General features: G+C 51.5%; 3 protein-coding genes. 2 read left to right on the forward strand and 1 reads right to left on the reverse strand.

The annotated features are described in order from the left end of the window. Positions 1 to 333: 333 nt before the first annotated feature. Positions 334 to 2,997, forward strand: a complete 2,664-nt coding sequence (locus tag PG722_RS13605; RefSeq protein WP_270580852.1) for an S-layer homology domain-containing protein — start codon at positions 334 to 336, stop codon at positions 2,995 to 2,997. A gap of 208 nt (positions 2,998 to 3,205) precedes the next feature. Continuing rightward, positions 3,206 to 3,916: a hypothetical protein gene (locus PG722_RS13610; protein WP_270580853.1), complete on the forward strand. Its 711-nt coding sequence runs from the start codon at positions 3,206 to 3,208 to the stop codon at positions 3,914 to 3,916. A 90-nt stretch (positions 3,917 to 4,006) separates the two neighbouring features. On the opposite strand, the gene PG722_RS13615 is transcribed toward PG722_RS13610, so the two are convergent. After that, the coding region (locus PG722_RS13615) for a hypothetical protein (protein ID WP_270580854.1) at positions 4,007 to 6,358 on the reverse strand (2,352 nt) is incomplete at its 5' end.

A 6,358-nucleotide genomic window follows, 5' to 3' on the forward strand; every position in this document is an offset into this window, starting at 1 on the left:
ACGCCAGTACCAGTGCAAGAACCTTTTTGAGATTCTTCATAGGGGTTTTCCTCCTTAAAATTTTTTGTACGAGTTCTCACTCGTCGTTAAGTATATTACCATAGTCAAACCCATGGGTCAAGCGAAGTTCGCAATCCGTAACATGAGTGTAACATTACTTGTAATATTACGCCGCCGCCTGGCTTTGGGCCAGATCGCAAACCGGCTCTGTACAACGCGGGTTATACCTTATATAATATAGGTGCTTGTTTGCGATTGGGATTGGCGGACAGGTTGTATCCATAAAATGTAACCCATTTGAAGAAAGCGTTTCTTTGAAATGTTACATATTGGATGGATTTTTTGAAATTTCACCCGCGTTTTTCGGGTAATCGCGACTCCGGCGCGAATCTCAAAAAGGTTCTTGCACTGGTACTGGCGTTTGCTTGTGCATTCACCATGTTTGCTGGTGCAGCGTCTTACAGCGACAAGGCTGACATCAAGGCAACCACCGCTGTAGACATGCTCTCTTCTCTGGGCGTAATCCAGGGTTACGAAGACGGCTCCTTCAAGCCGAACACCACCGTTACCCGTGCTCAGATGGCAAAGATGATCTTTACGATCATGAATGGCGGTAATGACAACGCCAGCGCTTACGCATCCCTCCCGACTGCGTTCACCGATCTGCCGACCGCAGCTTGGGCACAGGGCTACGTACGTTACCTGCAGAACACCGGCATCATCGCTGGTAAGTCTGCTACCAAGTTTGCTCCGAACGATACCGTAACCGGTCTCGAGGCTGCAAAGATGGTACTGGTAGCTGCTGGCTACAATGCTCAGAAGGCTGGCCTGACCGGCGCAGCTTGGGCGCAGAACACCATGAAGTACGGCCAGCTGAACAACCTGTTCGAGGACGTTGACACCAACCTGAACGCTGCTCTGCCGCGTCAGTACGCTGCACAGATCCTGTACAACGCACTGGACATGGAGCGCGTAGTTTGGTCCAACGACATCGAGGACTTCAAGCCGGCTACCAACGTTGATGACGACAAGACCATCGGCGGCAAGTACATGGACCTCGTTAAGACCAAAGCTGCTCAGCTGACCAAGGTTGAAAAGACCTCTGGTAAGGATACCTATGAGATCACTGTTGGCGGCGATTCTTATGATAAGGTTCCGACCGATGTTTCCGACCTGATCGGCCTGAATGTTAAGGTTCTGAAGAAGGTTAAATCCAACGGTGATGTTGACGTTTACGGCGTATACGCTGATGATGACTCCAAGATCATTGCTACCGGTACTGTTGGCGAGCTGAAGTCTGTTTCTGGTGAGAACAAGAAGACCAAGCTGAAGGACACCGAGTACAAGCTGGACAACGATAAGTCCAAGGTTAAGGCTATTGAGCCGAACGTTTCTACGACTGTTGCTCTGACCGATCTGGAAGGCTATACCGACATTGATAAGGTTGCTGGTACCGTTAAGCTGATCGATACCAACGGCAATAACAAGGCTGACGTTGTTGTTTACATCCCGGCTGTTGTAGGCAAGATCACCTATGTTGGTTCCAAGTCCATCACCATCAACAATGGCGTTGGTTCTCAGGACATCGGCGATCTGGACATCTACACCGGCTATGCTAAGGACGATTACGTAGCTGTTGTTAATGAGAAGCTGACTGCTTCTGGCAACTATGTTGTAACCAAGCTGGATACCACTTCTGCTAAGGTTAACTCCATCAAGTCTTCTAAGCCGGTTGAAGTTAAGATTAACGACTCCTGGTTCAAGATCGCTACCGGTTCCGCCGTTGCAGACGACACTGCTTCTGTTAAGGCCGGCAGCACCTACGATTTCGTTACCGTTGGCAACTACGTTGTAAACGCTAAGGAGACCGAGTCTGCTTCTACTGACGTTCTGATGCTGGCTGACTACGACACCACCAACACTGGTTTCACCGGTTCTGCTACCACCACCAAGGTTAAGGCTTACTTCATGGATGGCTCCTCCAAGACCATCACTGTTGAGAAGTTCTCCAACGATCCGTCTAAGGAAGCTGCTGACATTAAGTCTGGCAACACCATCTCCGGTTCTGACCTGAACAAGCTGTACACCTACTCTACCCGCAGCAACGGCAACTACTCGCTGCGTGCACTGGGTACTGGCAACAAGGCTGGCTACGAGACCATCGACACTGCTTCTACCATCGACAACAAGCAGAAGGTTAACAACACTGCATTCAACGACAGTGCAGTTGTATTCGTTGCTTACGGCAAGGTAGATGGTTCTTCTGCTAAGGATAAGGTTAAGATCCTGACCGGTAAGACTGTTAACGACTGGAAGAATGCATATGGCACTTCTGTTCAGTACGCTACCAAGAAGACCAATGGTCTGGAAACCGTTCGCGTTGCAGTTGTAACTGCTGATGCTACCTACTCCGGCGCTGGCTCTAACTACAAGTATGCTTACATGACCTCTGATGCTTACAAGGGCACTGAGGGCGAGGATAACGACGATGTAACCGTATACGAAGTATGGAATGGTTCTGAGAACGTTACCCTGAAGTATGATGGCAACGATGGCCAGCTCCTGAAGGCTGGCGATCTGCTGATCTACACCAATGATGGCGACAAGTTCATCAACGTTGAGAACGATGCTACCGACGTAGCTGTATACAAGGTTGCAATCACTGGTATGGATAAGAAGTCTGAGGGCAATGTAGCAGTTCAGGGCGCTAAGCTCGATAAGGCTAACACTGCACTGGCTGCTACCAACTTCGACATGGATAAGGACATTGTATTCCTGGCTGTTAACGATGACAAGCAGGAAGGCGTAAGCGGTTCTTCCATGGATCAGGTATCCATTGCTGAGGAGACCACCACTTCCGGCAACTACTATGCTAACGCATATATCGTAGTTGAAACCTCTGGCGATCATAACATTCTGGCAATCGTTTATGATGCAGACAACAACCGTCTGAACGGCGAGCCGGTATACAATGCTTCTGGCGTCGTAGTTCACTAAGTTTTAGTTTCAACTAATACTTGATTATAACAAAAATCCCCGAGGATATCCCAATGTCACTTACTTACTGACATTGGAGGAAATCCTCGGGGGTTTTCCTTTTCCCGAAAAAATTTGCAAAAATCCAAAAGTTTTTCTTGCAATTTCGGAAAAATCGGCTATTCTATACCTCAAACAAACGGCGAAACGCCGAACAGGAGGTATATTTATGGGATTTGAATCATATCGGCAGGGCGCGTTCATGAAGCGTTTGGCGGACCTGCCCGACCAGCCGAACATGCAGGCGGCGGAGCTGAAAACGTACTTCGACTCCTCGCCGGAGGAGCTGCGGCAGGCGCTGAACCGGCTGTGCGACGCGCTGGGCGAGTTCTCAGCGGCGGCCAAACTGGGCTACACCGCGAGCGCGGGCGTGCCGGCGCAGACCGTTCAGGACGCGATCGAAAACGTGCAGAAACAGGTGCGTGATGCGTCGGTTGGCAAGCTGCCGAGCGGCTGTGTGGACGGCGACAAGCTGGCGCAGGACGTGCGCAACCGCCTTACCGCGATCGAGCATGCCGCCGAGTCCGAAACCAACGCGCGCACCGCGGCGGACACCGACCTGCAAAATGACATGAACACCGTCAAAACCACGCTTACGGTTAAAACCGCGTGCCATTTTGGCACTTATACCGGCGATGGAACCGAAAAACGTACCATCAGCCTAGGTTACCACCCAAAGGCCGTGCTCGTGTTCCGCGACGGCTGCTATACCGGCTACAGCAGCGCCATTTACGGCGGTCTGGCGGCCGAGGACGTGCCGCTGATGTACGGCGATAGCGTCGGCCTCGGCGTCACCGCTGACGGCTTTCAGCTGCTCAACAGCCGCAACTGCGCCCTCAATTTGAGCGGATATAAGTATTCGTTTGCGGTTTTTGCGTGAAAATGGGAAAACCCCCGAGGAAATTTCCTCGGGGGTTTTCGATTTTGCCGTTCAGCGATCAAACAGCCTGTTTACACAAGCGGAGTTTGATTAAGCAACTACGGAGTAGTCAACAACGTCGCCGTTCTGAGCGATTACGCGGATGGTATCGCCAACAGCCAGGTTGCCGGTGGTCTTGCCAACTACGAATACAGAACCAGCATTAACTGCCTGTACGCCGTAGGTAGCACCATTAGCTACGAATACGCTAGTTACCGGAACAGCAGTTGCGGTGTTCAGCTTAACAACACGGTTAGTGTCGTCAACAGTGATTGCAGCAGCGCCGCCCTGGGTGGTGATCTTAACGTCGTCCTCGGAAGCATTGCACTCGAGGTTGTTCTGGGTATCAACCAGGATGAACTCAACCTCGTCGCCTGCGGTGTTCAGTACAGCGTAAGCGTTCTTTACATAGTAGCCGTGAACCTCGTTCGCCTCGGTGATAGAGCCAGTGGTCTCGCCCTTCTTAGCATCGGTATCAACGAACATCTGAACAGTATCAGAGGTCAGGTCGTAATCGGTGCCATCCAGGGAAACGTACTTCTTGCCATCCTTGTAGCCGGTTACAGCAACAGCGCCCTTGTACTCGGTGCCGGAAGCAACGTTCAGCGGACGAACTTCAGAAATGATGCCGTCGCCGGTGGTCTTGTAGGAGATCGGGGTCTTCTTAGCAAATGCTGCGATATCACCAACAGTAGTATCGCTGTCTACATCCTTCTTATCGCTCCATGCAGTAGTCGGAGTGGTTACGAGGGTGTAGTAAGAATCAGCCTTTACGGGAACCTCAGAAGAACCGTTCCAGATGGTCATGGAAACGTAGTAGTCGTCGCCATTTTTAACCAGAGAGGAGTCTGCGGTTACGAAGCCGTACTCAACATCGCCGGAGCTCGGAGCTGCGGTGGAGGAACTCATAACAACAACGCCTACGTTAGCGTAAACGATGCCGCCGTCCTTCTTGCCGTACAGAGTGGTAGAAGCAGAAGTCAGAGCAGTGATGTTCTTCCAAGTGCCCAGTGCCTTGCCGGTGATAACCTTAGCGTCATCGCCGTTGCCCGGTACTACGAAGATAGCAGCGGAATCTGCGAAGCGCATGGTGGAAGCCGGAGAAGAGGAGTTATAAGCCTTGCCATCGTCAATCTTAGTGATGTTGGACAGAGTGCCGTCGTACTTGGTGGAATCCATATCCTTCAGCTTGTAGTCGCCATTGGACTTGGTGGTGAAGGTGTACAGCTTATTAGCTGCAATCGCATTGGAAGCAGACATATCTGCATAGCCTGCGAAGGAACCAGAGGTGTACTTGTCGTACTGTGCAACAGTGATTTCCTTCTCGGTGCCATCAGCAAACAGAGCCTTGATCTTCTGAGTGCCTTCGTTGATGGTACCAGCATTTGCCGGAGCGTCAACCTTGGTAGCCAGAATAACCTTATCGTTGGAGATAGCGTTGTCGCCCTGCTCAGCGTGATAAACGAAGCCGTTTACTACTGCCAGAGTGAAGGTGTCATTCAGGGAATAGGTGTCCTCGATGTCAGCGCCGGTAGCCTGCTTGTACCAGGTGCCGTTGATCTTAACATCGGTGCCCTTGATTGCCTCAACCTTGCCGGTTACGGTCTCAGCCTTGGTGATGTTGTACTTGCCATCCTTGGTAGCTGCCTTGTCGATGATAGCTACATAGTCGTCCTTCTTGATGCCGTCAGCGATGTTCTCGTCAGCATACTTGTAGGACTTGCCGGCGGTGATGGAGTTGGAACCAGCATAGGTTACCTTAACAACAGACGGAGCAAAAACGGTCAGTACGTCGTACTTGTCATCGTCGTTGTTGTCAACCAGAGAGAAGGTAGCTGCGGTGTCCTTGTATACGTCAGCGTACTCAGCCAGGGTCTTGTCGGCCTTCTTAACGCCGTTTACAGTTACCAGAGTGGAAGCTGCAACGTCGTACTCGGTGCCGTCGAACTTAACCTTGGTAGCGGTCTTCTTCTCCAGGTCGGTGGAGTTGCCAGCCAGAACGTTGTTGTCGTCGGTAGCAAATACGCCGTAAACCTTGGACTTGTCGCCGTTCTTGTACAGAACCTTGACAACCTGACCCAGCAGAGCGGTGTAGTCCTTAGCAACCTTGGTAAAGGTTACGTCAGCTGCATAGTCGTAAGCAGTCTCGGTAACGCCAGCAGCGTTGGTGGTCAGAACGTTTACGCCCAGGCTGTCTTCCTTAGCGGTGGACTGACCGTTGATGCCGGTCTTACCGGAAGCAACCAGAACGCCTTCGGTCTTGGACAGACCCATGTACTTCTCGCCAACGGTCTTGTTCGGGATACCCAGAGCACTCTCGTCAGTGTAAGCACCGTCGCGCAGAACAACGGTCTCAGCGTCGATTGCATTGTAGATCAGCTGTGCAGCGTACTGACGCGGGCA

This window comes from Butyricicoccus sp. OF27-2pH9A, assembly GCF_027693185.1.
Taxonomy (GTDB): Bacteria; Bacillota; Clostridia; order Oscillospirales; family Butyricicoccaceae; genus Agathobaculum; species Agathobaculum butyriciproducens.

What these genes read in the sequence shown, in the direction of transcription:
- PG722_RS13605 (WP_270580852.1), top strand. Translation starts at nt 334, where the DNA reads ATGGATTTTTTGAAATTTCACCCGCGTTTTTCGGGTAATCGCGACTCC.
- PG722_RS13610 (WP_270580853.1), top strand. Translation starts at nt 3,206, where the DNA reads ATGGGATTTGAATCATATCGGCAGGGCGCGTTCATGAAGCGTTTGGCG.